The sequence below is a fragment of the Cloacibacillus sp. genome (assembly GCF_020860125.1).
Classification (GTDB): Bacteria; Synergistota; Synergistia; order Synergistales; family Synergistaceae; genus Cloacibacillus.
Genome location: NZ_JAJBUX010000052.1, coordinates 15748 through 30657 on the forward strand (window position 1 = coordinate 15748; position 14910 = coordinate 30657).

Below are 14910 nucleotides of genomic sequence, written 5' to 3' on the forward strand. Positions count from 1 at the left end.
ATAATTATCTGCTCTGTCAACTCAATATAATTACCTTAGAATTTATTTTTAAGCTAATTATGAATAATAATGCCGCCAATTATAGCGCCGTATTACGCAAACAATAAAAGGGCCCGCACCTCAGCGCAGGCCCATAATTATTTATTTTTTGTACCGTGACGATGGAGGAGACCGTCACTCCAGATAAAGTTTTTTAGCGTTGTCAACGACGTCGGTGAGATGTTTTCCCATCAGCAGTGACGCCCTCTCGGGATCGCGGTCCTTTATCGCCTGCAGGACCTTCTCATGTGATACGTTGACGGGCTGGTTATACATTTTGAATGTCCCGATAAAAAAGTCCTGCCACTGGACCGAGAGTCCGATCAAGTCATAAAGGTTGCTGAGTATCGAGCTGCGGGCCATCTTCATGATCGTCTTGTGGAAGGCCGCGGAGTGGTCCGCGTAATTCTCATTTTTCTCCATCCCGCTATACTGGGCCTTAACGATATTTTCCAGTTCGGCGATATCCTCCGGCGTCGCCTTGAGCGCCGCCAGATAGGCCGCCTCACGTTCAAGGGCGCGTCTCGCCGTCAGGATGTCGACGACGTTATAGTTTTGCGTAAGACCCTTTTCCATCAACTTTTTCAGCGTCTCTCCGTACCTTTTGGCCGCCTCAAGATCCGCGAGCCTTTCAATGCCCGTTTCCGTTATGACATGTCCCTGAAACCCCCGGCGTTCAAGCAGCCCCCTTTGGCGGAAAGAGCGGAGCGCCCTGCCGATGCCGGCTTCGCTTATCGAAATACCCTGACGCTCCAACACCTCGCCGATCGCACCAGCTCCCAGCGGCACCCCGGCTTCACGCATCATATGCAGGATAGGGAATTCCAAAGGATTGACATTCTCTTCTACTGTCTTCATAACTTTCCTCCAAACATATTTAAGCAGGCCGCCGCCCCAGGTCGGAGCCGTGAAATAATTATAAGTCACATATAACGACGATTTTATCGCTGCCGGTAATTTTCCGTATAAACCCGTATCATAATGATAACACTGCCCATATGGTTATTCAAACCCGAACTATTTCCTGACAAAAATAAACTTCTATATTAAATTATAATTACGTGATTGACAAATACCCTAGCCTAATGTAGTTTTATTAACGCTTTGGCCAATAACGGCTACTTTATAAAACTTTCAGGAGGCATCTTTATATGGAATCATACGCAACAGATCTGCTGACGGCGCTTGCCGTCGTCATGAACGGAGTGCCGCAGGGACTGCTCTCGCTATCGCTCGGCTTCGCGGCCTTTCCTACCGCGATAGCTTTCCTCATCGGAGCCGCAGGTTCTTTCGCCTTCAATTCCGTGGCGACGATATCCTTCCAGGCGGAGACGATAGCCGTCGCCGGTAAGCTCGGCAGCACGCCGCGTGAAAGGATGAGCCTCGTATTCTGGGGCGCGCTCTTCCTCCTCATCCCCTCGTCGCTCGGCCTCAACGAAAAGATCGTCGAGGTGATCGGCCCCGTCATCGTCAACGCGATGATGGCCGGCGTTGGCGTAATGCTCGCGCTCGTCTCGATCGATATGCTTGAGGCCGAAAAATATTCCGGCATCTCCTCAATGGTGGTCGCCCTCGCCACCTGGTTCATCACCTTCGACCTCGCGAAGACGGTCATCATCTCCGTCATCGCGGCGACGATAGTCTTCAATATCATGAAAAAATATGGAAAAGTCGAGGCGCAGGACCTCTGCGTGGACGAGAGCCGCGAAAGGCTCACGCTGGGAAATATCGAATGGAAGATCTGGAAGTATCCGAAGATCCTCGTCAGCGGCCTTGCCCTCGCCTGCCTCAACATCGGAGCCAACATCAGCTTCGGGAAGATAACAGGCAGTATCGCTAACACCAGCGCGAACATCGATCACCTCGCGATATACTCCTCGCTCGCCGACATGGGCTCCACCTTCTTCGGCGGCGGTCCCGTGGAGGCAATCATCTCCGGAACGGCGACAGCGCCGCACCCTGTGGGAGCCTCCATCCTCATGATGCTGATAATGGCGGCGATACTATTTTTTAAACTGCTGCCCGTCCTTGGCCGCTACGTCCACAGCTCCGCCATCTCCGGCCTCCTCTTCGTTCTCGGCGTCTTCGTCACCTTCATCTCAAACATCCAGGCCGCCATCTCGCTCGCGCCCGCGGCGCAGGGCCCCTTCGGTTTCTCCCCCTGGGGCATGGCCATCGGGGCAACCGTCATCGTCTCCGCCCGCTGGAACCCCTTCTACGGGCTGCTCGCCGGCGTGGCGATCAAGCTGATATTCGGACTATAAGGAGATATGATTATGAATGAAACCTACACTCTGCATGTCGCGGGACTGGCACGGGAGCTGAAAAAGGTTCGCGTGGCCCCCAACCTCCGTATCGCCTCCTTTGTAATGCTCGGAGACACCCAGCTCATCGAAAAATGCGCCGACGCGCTCTATGATGAGATCAAAAAGCTGGGAGCGATAGAGATGCTCGTCTGCCCGGAGGCGAAGGGCATCCCCCTTACGCACGCCCTCGCGGTGCGTATGGGCGTCGACTATGTCGTCGCGCGCAAATCGGTCAAGGGCTATATGGAGCACCCCATCATCGCCGAGGTCAAATCGATCACAACGACGGAAAAGCAGATCATCGTCATTGACGAATTCGACGCCGCGAAACTCAGCGGCAAGAGAGTCTGCGTCGTAGACGACGTCGTATCCACGGGCGGCTCGCTGCGTTCGCTCGAAGAGGTGCTCGCGAAAACAGGCTGCACGGTCGTCAGCAAAGTCGCCGTCCTGCTTGAAGAGGGCGGCTACTCGAAGGACGACCTCATTTACCTGGAGAGGCTGCCGGTCTTTAAAGATCAGTAACGTCCCTTATAGGTTCGTAAAACCCATGTAAAAACGGAAAAGCGGCCCTTTTTTGAGGACCGCTTTTCTCTTTTTCTGCTATTATATTAAAATGAAAAATCATCCGGGGGTACCTTCATGAATAACATACAGCACCTGAGATATGCGGTCGAGGTTGAGAAGACGGGCTCCATTTCACGGGCGGCGGAAAACTTATTTATGGGACAGCCACATTTGAGCAAGGCTATCCGCGAACTTGAGGAGGATATGAATATCACGATATTCAACCGCACCTCCAAGGGCGTCGTGCCGACGCCGCAGGGGGCGCAGTTCCTCAAGTACGCGCGCAACATCCTGATGCAGATAGACGAGCTGGAATCGCTCTACAAACCCTCCGGAGCGCAGGCGTTCAGCCTCTCGCAGCCGCGCGCGAGCTACGCCGCCTACGCATTCACAAAGTTCACCCAGACCCTCGACGGCGGCGAGGCCATCGACCTCAAATACCGGGAGACCAACTCGATGCAGACAATAAAAGACGTCAGCGACGGACATTTCGGCCTCGGCATCGTGCGTTATCAGGACGTTCATGAAAAATACTTCCTCTCGGCGCTCGACAAGCGCGGCCTCAAATACAAGACCATCTGGAACTTCGAGTATCTCGCGCTGATGTCGCGGGAACACCAGCTCGCGGTGGCCCCGGAGATAAGCTACAGTGACCTGCGCCAGTTCACGGAGATCGTACACGACGACAACTCCGTTCCCGCGATGCCCGTCTCCGAGGCGCGGATGCTCGCGCAGAAGCATGAAAAAAAGAAAAAGATCGCCGTCTATGAACGCGGCATACAGTTTGAGCTGCTCCAACGGCTGCCCTGCACCTATATCTGGGTCTCGCCGATGCCGCGCGAGGTGCTCGACTGCTTCAGCCTCGTACAGCGCCCCTGCTGCGACGCCGACAACTCCTTCCGCGATATTCTTATATTCCGAAAAAATTACCGTTTTAGCCGTGAAGATAAGACTTTTATTAAAAAATTAAAAGAAACCGTCGCGGAAGTTTCCGACAACCTCAAATAAGCAGCGTATACCGATATCGTAATATCGATATACTCAAATTAGTACCTGCAATTTGTGAAAGATATAAATTAACATTTACTCCGCAGGGTAGAAAATCACGGGGCATTATGCCCCTATTCGCACTAAGGGGAGTGAATGAAGATGAAATATCCAAAACTGTTCGCACCAGGAAAAATTGGAAATCTCACCGTTAAGAACCGTATCGTCATGGCGGCGCTGGCAATGGGCGCCGCCGAAAAAGATCAGACTATTGGGGCGGCCTTCCTCGCCTATCTGATGGAGCGCGCCAAAGGCGGCGTGGGAATGATCGTGCTTGAAAATACCCGTGTGGACGACAAACACGGCGTCGCCGCCGAATGCCAGGCAAGCGTCGCGCGCGACGAACATATAGCCCCGCTCGCGGCCGCCGCCGAGGCGCTGCATAAAGAGGGCGTGGTCTTCTTCACCCAGCTCCACCACCCCGGACGCGAGACCTTCTCAAACCTCAACGGCGGCGAGCCGGTATGGTCCTCCTCCTCGTGCCCCTGCGGCGTCTGCCAGCAGGAGACGCACGAGATGACGACGGAAGAGGTCGAAGAGGTGATCGCGAAATTCGTCGCGGGCGCCGTTCGCTCGCAGAAGGCGGGCTGCGACGGCGTGGAACTTCACGGCGCGCACGGATACCTCATCAGCCAGTTCCTCAGCCCCTATACGAACCAGCGCACCGACCGCTTCGGCGGCAGCTTTGAGAAGCGCTTCAACTTCGTCAAGGAGATAACCGAGGGCATCCAGAAAGCCTGCGGCAAGGATTTCCCCATCGGCATCCGCCTGACCGTCGACGAGCTGCTCGCGCCGAACGGCGTCAAAGAATACCTCACGCTTGAGGACGGCGTCAAGGTCTGCCAGGCCTGCGAAAAACTGGGCATGGTCTACATCAACGTCTCAAACGGCATATACGAATCGTTCAATTCGCTCTCCGAACCAATGACCTATCCGCAGGGCTGCCGCAGCGAGAGGATACGCGCCGTCAAAGAAAAGGTCGGCATTCCCGTGATCGCCGTCAACATGGTCAAAGAACCCTGGTTCGCGGAAAAGATGCTCGAAGAGGGGCTCGTCGACTTCGTCGGCCTCGGACGCGCCGTCGTCGCCGACCCCCAGTGGGCGAAGAAAGCGTACGAAGGGCGCGAAGACGAGATCAACCGCTGCATCTCCTGCACCTTCTGCTTCGAGACCCTCGTCGCGGACACCATCGCCGGCAAAGGCCCCGTCAAATGCGCGGTAAACCCGCGGGCGGCGCGTGAAACGCTCTACCCCGCATTCAAAAAGGAGGGCGCGGGACGCACGGTCGCGATCGTCGGCTCCGGCCCCGCGGGACTCGAGGCGGCGCGCGTGCTCGCCGAACGAGGCTTCGCCCCCGTAATCTTTGAAAAAGGGGAAAAACCGGGCGGACAGATAAACATCGCCGACAAGCCGCCCCATAAAGAAAAGATCGACTGGATCATTGAATATGAACTGAAACAGCTCGCCATGAAGGGCGTCACGGTAAAGACCAATACGGAGGCGACGCCGGAAAATATCAGGGCGCTGGCCCCCTACGCGGTGATAATCGCGACGGGCGCGGAATCCATCCGTCCGCGGTCGATAAAGGGCGTGAACAACGCCAACGTGCTCACCGTCGACGAGGCGCTGCTCAGCAAGCCAGAGATCAGCGGCAAAAAGGTGCTGCTCATCGGCTCCGGCGCGACAGGGCTCGAGACGGCGGAGTTCCTCTGCGCCAAAGGCAACGAGGTGACAGTGGCGGAGATGCTCGACGCGATCGGCAAAGGCGTCTACGTGCAGCACTACCTTGACGCGATGGACAAGCTTTCAAAGTACGACGTCAAATACCTGCCGAGCCACAAGCTGACGGAGATCACGGCGGACGGCGCGGTGCTCGAAGATCTTAAAGAAAACAAAAACGTCACCGTGCCCGCGGATTACGTTGTGCTCTCCCTCGGCGTCAAATCCATCAACACCCTTGAGGCCGAGTGCAAAAAGTTCTGCGACAAGACCTTCGCCGTCGGCGACGCCCGCCAGCCCGGACGCGTAGAATCGGCGGTACGCGAAGGCTTCGAGGCCGCCTGGAACCTTAAATAAGCATTTCCTGTATGCACATCGATAAAACCCCTCGAAAGAGAGTCCCCGGCCAAGCGCGCCCGCGCGGCCGGGGACTCTTATTAACTCAGACTTAGACCTCTATCGCTGAGACATACACCCGCGCCTTCCTCTCGCCGCGCACCGTAAGCGTTCCGTCCTGGACCATCCGGTTCAAAATTCGTTTTGTCGTGGATTCCGCAAGGCAAAGAATCTCCCTCGCCTCTTTGTTGGAGATGCTTCCGTTCTCTCTCACATAAGCGAATATAAGTTCCTGTCGATCTTTTTTTATCGGCTTTTTATCGGCTTTTTTTATCGGCTTTTTATCGGCTTTTTTTATCGGCTTTTTATCGGCCTGGCGATAGAGGTTCACACGAAAGGTATCACCAATCTCCAGAAACTCCGGTTTTGGAAGCCCAAATTCTTCCGCGCGCTTCAGAATTCGGCGAATACCAGTTCCCCATTCTTCAATCAGCTCCATTCGGCTGAACACTTCTGCGATTGTTCGATTTCTGATTTTTGAACGTCCGCTTATGGCCTCTTCTAAAGTCAATCCACCATAAAGCATCCCAGGAGATGTTACCTCCAAACGATCATCGTAAATGGCAACCTGGACATAAGAATTATCCATATAATTTCGATGGCATACGGCATTTATAATCATCTCTCGTATCGCCCCGACTGGAAGTTCGTACCTGTCTTTTCTTACCAATCCCTCAATCTCGGCACTATGGTTGATATGTCGAAGCACAAACTGGTATGCCGCTTCAATCTGCTTGTATAAAGGACCGGAATATTCCTTTTTATCGATAAACACATCTCTGTCCGTTCCTTTAAACAGAGCGCACCGTATCTTGGCAAATCGGAAATAGTCGCTGGTCAGCAGCACAAAGGCATTGCTGGCAAGCAACTCTCCGCCAGTTTTTTTAAGCACCTTCCAACTCTGCAATTGTTCAACGGTAACTTCGGGAATGTTTCGCGCCTCTTCTTCGGTGGACACCGCGTCCAACATGTGGGATCGTATATTATCACACAGCATTTTCACAGCATCGACCGCAACGGGAAACCCAACACATGTCAGCTCATCCCATGACAGGTTCGTTCCCTCCATCTCCAGCTCCTTAATTTTTACGGCATCGGCAAGCCTGGACGTCCCCCCTATTCTGACATAAGTCCCATTTTCTTTTCCCATGGCCTTTAAATAATAGGGGCGGTCTGCTCCAGGATATATTTCCACTATAACGATACTCTTGCCATCCACCGTCTGGAAAGTAATATCCGGTATGATCTGAGGCGTACAGCAATCTGAAACAGCGTTAGCAATACTATCCATAATTTGAAAAACAGATTCCTTATCGACACCGACTACAAAGCCTGTTTCATCATCTATCCCGATGACAAGTTTTCCACCGCTCGTATTGGCAAAGGCTATGATCGTTTTAATATATCGCTCACTTTTGTGAGAAAGCGCGGACTTAAATTCGATGTTCTTTGATTCTCCGTGTAATATATCTTCAAAAGTCATTTTGCTCGCCTCTCACTCATCCATATTTTTTCTGCCAGATGCTTCAGATATTTATTTATTATAAAAGCAGAAATAAAAAAAAGACAACATGGGCATAGATGTATGCGTACTCCGAAGATGAGACAATTTGTTTGACGGCCTCTTTATCATCTGGATTTTAATCGCCCCAGCTATACCGATATTGTTATATCGATATTCAAAATATGTATCTACAAGATTTATGGGAGCGGTACTAGAATATCATTGTACACAGAGTTCCGGTCCACACACCGGATTATTAGATAGATGACCCTTCATTTTCCAACCTCTACACAAAACCCCTCAAAGCCTTCCTGACGCGGGAGGGCTTAACCCTTTCTCTATCCACGCGCGGCGCGGCGGATCTGTATCATTCTTTCGCTTAATATATTCTTATTATATTATATTTTATTTTTAATATAGCTGATAGTTGGTTAACTTATAAACAGTTATTTATTCAATTTTCGCCATAAGTATTGACACAATTGAGCTGGTAGCTAGAATGAATATAAGTGCTTGTTCCAGTATTTTTACGTTTTCACAAAACACACCTTCATTAGAAATTGCCTTATAAAAAGGGAGTTATTGTTGTTATTTTGCCATAAGAAAGTAGCGCTGCGGAAATTGCACAGCATGATGCAAAATCCCGCGCACCGTTGAAAATGGACGGTATCGTCCACAAGAGGGAGGTTGAAAATCTCATTTGCATAAGGTTTTTATATTTACGTTTGTGATCACTGTTTCTCTGTCAGCTATAGGCGCTCAGGCGGAAAGTTACAAAAGGACCTTACGCGAATATGTCGAAGGCAGTGTTCTCATGCTTGTAATTATAACGGAGGAGGAAACAAATTTAGAAAAAAAGATAGAACCTTATTTGACAGGATCATCTCTGAAAAGGCAAAACGTTTGGCGGAGACAGCCGACGCGGGAGTTGTCTCGTATATCGTATTCCCCGCTGAAGGCGGAGGAAAACTTTATATTCACATACATTCGGACACCTTGACTACGGTGCAGATCATTAAAAGGCTTAGCGCAGAACCGGACATCATAAACGTGAGACTAAACTATATAAACAGACTGGATACTATATAAACATACGGAAAGGATGAACAGGATGAATAAACAGATGAAGAGACTAGTGTTGTCTCTATTTTTGTTAGTAATACTTTGTGTATCGGCATTTGGGCAGGAACGGGCCAAATATGACTTTAAATTAAACTTGGACAATGTTTCATCCGGCGACAACACGGCTGTCAACCAGACTTTTTCTAAGAGGGAATATATTGAAGGCAGCGTATTGGTCGTAGCAAAAAAACCGCAGCAAGACCGCCTTACGTTATCAAAAATGTCTCACACGTAGGCGCTCGATAAAATCAACACCGTCAGCGCCGGCGTTGCCAGGTCTGCAAACGCCGTTCTCGCAGCCACCTACGATGCCGTGTCAATTAATTCTGATAAGGTAGTAATGATGATCTCTTCCCAAGAGAAGACGACGGAAGAGCTGATCAAAGAGCTGAAAAAAGACAGTAACGTATTGAGCGCCGTCCCTAATTATATACACTATATTTCTACGGCAAAGAAAGTGGAAAAGGGGGAGGCAAGCGGGCAAAGCATGCCTGCCGCAGCCAGCCCCAACGACCCCAAGTATAACGAATTATGGGGCCTAAGAGCAATAAACGCTCCCTCCGCGTGGGATAAAACGACGGGTAAGGAAGATGTCTACGTTGTAGTACTAGACACAGGCATCGACCATGAACACGAAGACTTAGCGGGTAATCTGGGAACTTTCAATGGCAATTACGCAGGCTGTGGGGTTCTTCAAATATACGATTTTTATGAAAAAGATATGGAGACGGGTAAGGAGAAATTGATACGTACTGAAATTATGAAAATAAGCGGACAATTCGACCCTGATGACATGAATTTAGATTCATGGGGGGATCTCCAGAGCCATGGGACCCATGTGGCAGGAACTATCGGCGCTGTGGGAAATAACAGTCTGGGCGTCATCGGCGTGAACTGGAAAGTCAGGTTACTGGGCATCGGCACGACCAAAGTGATCCTTAATGAGGACGATAAAGTAGTCGATATCGAGCCGGGGGAACTCTCTGATGGCCAAGTAATCAAAGGTTTGAACATAATCCTTCAGCAGAAAAAGGCAGGATTGAATATCCGTGCCGTCAATATGTCTTTTGGAGATTGGTACACGCCACAATATCAATTAGAAGAGAGCCCTTATTATGTGGCATTAAAGGCTGTGTCTGATGCCGGCGTGATTCTCGTCGCCGCTGTCGGCAATGAATTTCAAAATTTGGACGCACCCGGAGGCCCCGGCAGCGATCCCCGTCACCCCAAAGAAGATTATAGAGGGAAGATATGTTATCCCGCATGCTATAAACTGGCTAATTTAATCGCCGTCGGAGCAGTCAGCACCGATAAATCATGGTGTGATTTTTCCAATTACAGTCCAAATTACGTTGATATCGCAGCGCCAGGCGCGGAGATTATAAGTACTCTCCCAAGGTATGTTTGGAGTGACGACGACGACAAGGTAATATCACAGGATCTTTATGGAGAGGAAAATGGTACCTCCATGGCCGCTCCGCACGTAACCGGTGCGGTGGCGCTGCTCTGCGCCGCCTATCCAGATAAGACGGCGGGAGAGATAAAGGAGCTTCTGCTCAACAACGCCGATAAGAACTTCGCCAAGGAAGGCAAATCCGCTTACGGAATGCTTGACCTCGGCGCGGCGATGAAGGCCGGGGCTCCTGCTCCGACTCCCACGCCTAAGCCGTCGGGCGGCAGCAGCGGATGCAACGGCGGAATCCCATTTGTGGCGCTGTTGTCAGTCATGGCTGTGGCATTTTTCAAAAAGAAAAGATAGCTCCAGCGATAATCCTCACTGGAAAAAGACGGGGCGCGCCTTCACGGTACACCCCGTCTTTTATGTTTCTTGAAATCCCCCGAGATTATCCCCGATTCTGTGTAAACCTCGAACAAGTCGTAGAGTATATCTAAGACAATTTTCCATATGGGCCTTTTCTGTGATTATTACAAAGGGATGTGTTACAAAAGAATTTTTCAGCTGCACCGCCAACTGCGCGGGGGAATAGACCGACAGGTCGTTGTTTTGCACAGAGGGAAACAACAGCTCCTTGCTGCCAGAAACCTTTTCCTCTCCCTGCACCTGCGGCTGCGTACGATACATCGGCACAAGCGACTCGGGGGATTCTATTTCTCCGAGAAGATAGGCGACAGAGGTGCCATAAGCCTTAGCAATCGCGACCAAGACCTGATTTGAGGGGATTTTCTTTCCTCTCTCTATCTAGCTGAGGTATGCCTGCGTTATGCCAAGGCGTTTTGCCATCTCGCCCTGCGAGCGTTTGCCGCGCGTCTGTATCATTCTTTCACTTAAAATATTCCTGCCGTATTTCATTTTTTTAATATAATCGCCGCCGAAAAAAGCTATTTTTTCTTAAAATTTCAAGCACCAACTCAAAAATCTGACGTTACCAGACGGAGTCAAAGTGCCGATTACCATAACTTTATAAAAAGAACTTTGGATTAGGTTATTCTAGCGGCTTTCTTAATACCGTTTTTCCTGTCTTTGCCTTAAGTAAATCACCGTCTCTCCATATTAGATCCCCGCGTAAGAAAGTCGCTTCAACATAAGCCTTTGTTTTGAAACCTTCATAGGGAGTAAATGTACTTGAGGAATGAAGGTTCTCAGCTTTAATTGTAACTTCTTTGTTTAAGTCTAAAATTGCAATATCTGCATCGGCTCCAATTCGAAGAGTCCCTTTTCTGGGCAACATTCCAAAAATTTTCGCCGCATTGTAAGAAAGAATTTGAGAAACTCTTTGTAAAGAAATACCTCTTTTTCTTGCTTCGGTAATAATTAAAGGAGCTATAGTTTCGATTCCAGGAAAACCGCCAGGGCTGTACCATACACTTTTCTTTTTGTCGAGGCCCAGAGAACAATGGTCTGTTCCAATGGTATTTATAGTTCCATCTTTAATGCATTCCCACAAATAATCCAATGTTTCCCGGTTCCGCATTGTTGGGGTAACCTTAGCAATTGCTCCGGGCATTTTATTTGCCTCTTCGTGAGTCAGCACAAGGTATTGGGGACAGGTTTCTACGAATACCTTCACGCCGCTGTTTTTACGCGCTTCTTTCACGACGTTTATGGCTTTTATGGAAGATACGTGCGGCACATAGACTGTTGCTCCCGTTTCAGCGGCGTAATAGAGCAGTCTGTGTATATTTTCCGCTTCCGCTATAGAGGGGCGGCTCTTGGCAAAATCTGAAAAGGATATATTTTCTTTATCTTTTTCCGTCATAGATCTCTGGAAAAATTCAATAAGGTCGTCATTTTCACAGTGTACAATCGCCAATGTGCCGGGCACTTCGGAAACTTTGTTTAAGGCGGCATATATAATGCCGTCTCTTACTCCGATAGCCCCCATTTTAATAGCCCCCTCCATACCTACGTAGCTCATGAAGAATTTGAATGAGGTATGACCGAGCTCCGCATAGGAGGCTATTTCATCTATCTGTTCATAAGAGCTTAAGTTAAGATGCAAGGCAATGTCAACTGAGGAATTATTGTCAATTATGTCTGTTATTTCATCCAGAACTTCATGGTAGCTGGTCTGAGGCGGCCTAAATTTCGGAAGTTTTGAAGCTTTTGCCATCTGGCATACAGTCGTAACTCCGCCTGCCGCGGCTGATATCGTTTCAGAGCGGCAATCGTCTTCAAAGGAATTAAAATTCCCCAGATGAACATGAGTATCTATAAACCCCGGAAACAAATATTTATCAACTGCGTCATACACCTTACAGCCTTCCTCGCAAAGGCCTCTTCCGATTGCGGTAACAATCCCGTTTTCAATTTTAATGTCAGCTTTAATTTCACCATATTCAGGATTGACGATGGTGCCGTTCTTGATGACCCATTTTTCAGATTCCATAATATCTCTCCTTTACGCACATTAAAGCTAACTGCAATTCCTTGTTAATTTATCAAATCTAAACTATTGTGGCATATACTCCTTCCGGTAAAAAATATAGTCTGCACTAAATTTTACCGAAAAAAGTACATGCCGCAGCTTTAAACATAAACGTCAGCTTTAACTGACAGATGCTTGTATGAGGGTAAATGTCTCAGCTAAGGTATTCGATTTAGGTTTAATTTACGAGCTAAAATAGAAACAACAGACCTTAATGTTCTTTAGAGTGGTCTTCTATTTCCACGTGTACCTGAACCTCTTCCTCTGCCTCTTCTTCTATATTGTTCTTAAACATTTCCTCAAGGTAGTCGGCAGGAAGGATGCACTCGCGGCAGCCGCCGGGGAAAACTACAATTTTAATATTAACTGTGTTGCCTTCAATTGAGCTAATCTCAATTTTGGAACCGTCTGATGCGAAACTCTCTTCGAGCGGCTCTAATGCGCTCTTTACTACTTCCTTATCTACCACAATTATTCCTCCTTTAGAGAAGTCAAAAGCAATTAGAAATTTAAATGATTCTCGATACAGCAAAAATAACATGGTCAACTTGCCTTTTGCAGGCCGCAGTTCAATGACAGGCACACGGCAAGTGACCATGTTATTATTCTGGTATACTACTTCTTTATCTCCACTGTTGTCGGGCATCCGATGTTCATGGAGAGAGCTGACTTTCCGGCAGCTCCGCCGATAACCGCGATATCGAAGTAGCTTGGATCTCTTACCATCGGAACTTCTGTGTCATCCGATGCTGTGGCAAGCCATCTGTAGCCGGGGTGTACGGTACCGTCTTTAATACGTGGGATAACCAGATGTTTGAACTGCCCCCAGGCACGGCGGCACTTTGCATAGAGGTACTGTCTAACGTCGAATTTAGTCCAGCCACTGTTGGTAATCAGCCTGGCATGGTCAGGCGCAAAGATGACAGTTACATGCATGACGTTGGGATCGATGAACCCCATCCAGCTGCACGCGCCGGGCCATCCCATAGTGTCTATTGTGCAGGCAATAGTCATAAGGAGGTCTTCAGGTCTGCCGCTTTCGAGGTCCTCAACGTCCATAAATGACTGACAGGGCATTGTCGTGACACAGTTCGTTCCGGGCTTGAATCCCTTTTCAACATTGTACGGCTCGTTGAAGGGGTTGTCATCCTTGTTTTCGCAGGCACAGAGCGCGTATTTGTTAGGCGAACCGAGTGTGTCAATGTCGCGGATACTGGGATAGCAATGCCCGATATTCATCATCGTAAGACGTACCGCTCTTCCGATTGCGGTATTGACAGCTGAATATTTGCCAGGGCCAAGGCAGGCGCCTTCAGCCGTCATTCCTATCTCTTTGGCGATAGGTCCGTTTACCATCACCATCGGTGTATCTGCGCCGGATGACTGTGTCAGACTGGTAATGTTGAATCCATCTTTGTGCATTGCTTCGATTGCGGCTGCAACAACAGGAAGATGCGAAGGCTCGCATCCCGCCATGACGCAGTTGACCGCAATCTTTTCAATGGTCGCGACTCCATTGCCGGGCTGATATTTAAGAAGCACTTCATCGCGTCCGCGTTTCGTGCCGGAGAGCATACGGTTAACTGCCGCCTCTGTCGGAGGAACTAAGGGGAGACCATCGCTCCAACCGTGGTTAATGAAATAACGATTGAGGTTTGTGCTGAAATCAAAGTAATTTTCTCCCTCAATTGTTATACGCTCAGGCTCTGCTTTTTCCTCGATGGGCCTTGCAGCTTCCGCCTCAGGCGTATCCAAGGCTTCGCCGTCCTGAGTAAGCCCCTTAACCACTGCGTCATAGAGAGCATCTGCAACCTGAGCAGCCTCTTCTTCAGGCAGTGAGTTGAGAGGATGCTCCATTACTGCTCTGCTGACTTTAAAGAGCCCTTTGAGGCGCAGTTCGGCATTGCTTATCAGCAAGAAGGGTTTAGCTATAAGCATTACAGTGGGGACGCCCATTTTTTCAAGGGCGCACAGGTCGCGCGTAAGCGTAACTGCGCTTGAGCCACAATCTGCCGTAGCGGCAACTACCGCTGCACAGCCGGCGTCTGTCACGGCAGCGAAAGCCTCTTCGCTGTGGAACAAATCCTGTTTAAAAAACACTGTCTCAGCATTATAGTCCTTTTTCAGGCGTTCAGCTATTGTGTTTAATGCAACGTTGCCTTTTGACTTGCCATTCCACCATAAGGCTATTTTCTTACCTTCCAGGCAAGTCAGTCTGGCCGCAGGCGTTATAGCAGCCTCTGTCTCGACCTTAGCAACAGGATTCATTACTGTCGCTGAGAATTTTTCCGTTGACATACATATACCTCCTCAAAATACATACACT

At 49.5% G+C, this 14910-nt stretch carries 12 protein-coding genes; 6 read left to right on the plus strand and 6 right to left on the minus strand.

The annotated features are described in order from the left end of the window. Positions 1-174: 174 nt before the first annotated feature. Complete coding sequence (locus LIO98_RS06685) at positions 175-897, minus strand: FCD domain-containing protein (RefSeq protein WP_291954531.1); 723 nt, start codon at positions 895-897, stop codon at positions 175-177. A gap of 293 nt (positions 898-1190) precedes the next feature. Here LIO98_RS06685 and LIO98_RS06690 point away from each other — a divergent pair, with 293 nt between their 5' ends. From LIO98_RS06690 to LIO98_RS06705, 4 genes are all read left to right on the plus strand, one after another. Next, entirely contained in the window at positions 1191-2303 is a 1113-nt protein-coding gene (locus LIO98_RS06690) for an NCS2 family permease (RefSeq protein ID WP_291954534.1), read from the plus strand. Between the two features lie 12 nt (positions 2304-2315). Then, positions 2316-2867 carry a phosphoribosyltransferase family protein gene (locus LIO98_RS06695; protein WP_291954537.1) on the plus strand — a complete coding sequence of 184 codons (552 nt, stop codon included), beginning with the start codon at positions 2316-2318 and terminating at the stop codon, positions 2865-2867. A gap of 117 nt (positions 2868-2984) precedes the next feature. Next, positions 2985-3917 carry a LysR family transcriptional regulator gene (locus tag LIO98_RS06700; RefSeq protein WP_291954541.1) on the plus strand — a complete coding sequence of 311 codons (933 nt, stop codon included), beginning with the start codon at positions 2985-2987 and terminating at the stop codon, positions 3915-3917. A 141-nt stretch (positions 3918-4058) separates the two neighbouring features. Continuing rightward, positions 4059-6032, plus strand: a complete 1974-nt coding sequence (locus LIO98_RS06705; protein ID WP_291954544.1) for an NAD(P)/FAD-dependent oxidoreductase — start codon at positions 4059-4061, stop codon at positions 6030-6032. Positions 6033-6123: 91 nt separating this feature from the next. Here LIO98_RS06705 and LIO98_RS06710 read toward each other — a convergent pair whose 3' ends face one another. Beyond that, complete coding sequence (locus LIO98_RS06710; RefSeq protein WP_291954548.1) at positions 6124-7554, minus strand: ATP-binding protein; 1431 nt, start codon at positions 7552-7554, stop codon at positions 6124-6126. A gap of 1144 nt (positions 7555-8698) precedes the next feature. Here LIO98_RS06710 and LIO98_RS06715 point away from each other — a divergent pair. Both LIO98_RS06715 and LIO98_RS06720 read left to right on the plus strand, forming a co-directional pair. Further along, on the plus strand, positions 8699-8932 hold the full coding sequence (locus LIO98_RS06715) for a hypothetical protein (RefSeq protein WP_291954550.1): 234 nt from the start codon (positions 8699-8701) through the stop codon (positions 8930-8932). Positions 8933-9037: 105 nt separating this feature from the next. Continuing rightward, the gene (locus LIO98_RS06720) at positions 9038-10456 is read left to right on the plus strand and encodes a S8 family serine peptidase (protein WP_291954553.1); all 1419 of its coding nucleotides are present in this window, start codon (positions 9038-9040) and stop codon (positions 10454-10456) included. Positions 10457-10516: 60 nt separating this feature from the next. Here LIO98_RS06720 and LIO98_RS06725 read toward each other — a convergent pair whose 3' ends face one another. From LIO98_RS06725 to LIO98_RS06740, 4 genes are all read right to left on the minus strand, one after another. After that, positions 10517-10861: a hypothetical protein gene (locus LIO98_RS06725; RefSeq protein ID WP_291954555.1), complete on the minus strand. Its 345-nt coding sequence runs from the start codon at positions 10859-10861 to the stop codon at positions 10517-10519. A gap of 280 nt (positions 10862-11141) precedes the next feature. Continuing rightward, the gene (locus LIO98_RS06730; RefSeq protein ID WP_291954557.1) at positions 11142-12545 is read right to left on the minus strand and encodes an amidohydrolase family protein; all 1404 of its coding nucleotides are present in this window, start codon (positions 12543-12545) and stop codon (positions 11142-11144) included. Between the two features lie 250 nt (positions 12546-12795). After that, positions 12796-13053, minus strand: a complete 258-nt coding sequence (locus tag LIO98_RS06735) for a NifU family protein (protein ID WP_008708854.1) — start codon at positions 13051-13053, stop codon at positions 12796-12798. A 146-nt stretch (positions 13054-13199) separates the two neighbouring features. Beyond that, entirely contained in the window at positions 13200-14882 is a 1683-nt protein-coding gene (locus LIO98_RS06740; protein ID WP_291954563.1) for a hypothetical protein, read from the minus strand. Positions 14883-14910 lie beyond the last annotated feature (28 nt).